This window comes from Pseudomonas sp. SDT291_1_S447, assembly GCF_054070155.1.
Genome location: NZ_JBSVXS010000366.1, coordinates 1 through 265, shown reverse-complemented (window position 1 = coordinate 265; position 265 = coordinate 1). Strand labels below are relative to the sequence as shown.

Below are 265 nucleotides of genomic sequence, written 5' to 3'. Positions count from 1 at the left end.
GGCTGCAGCAACTGCGCGAGCAGGCGCCGCAGCAGGTGCTCAAGGAAGGCAAAGCCGCCGGCAAAGTCACCTTGGGGCTGGACGGTGACTACGCCAACCTTGACGCCCTGATGCATGACACCAAACAGATGGTGGACGAGCGTCTGCGCGACGGTGGCGACTTGATCGCGATCATCGGTTCCGATCTGTTGGCGGCCGATAAGGCGAAGCTGTACGCCAAGCAAGGCGACGTGCCGACCGAGAAAGAGCGCATCGAAGATGCCCA

1 protein-coding gene is annotated in these 265 nt (G+C 62.3%); it reads left to right on the top strand.

Annotated features, from left to right (window positions below; genetic code table 11):
* The coding region (locus ACW9IR_RS29940; RefSeq protein WP_457466214.1) for a P2 family phage major capsid protein at positions 1-265 on the top strand (265 nt) is incomplete at both ends.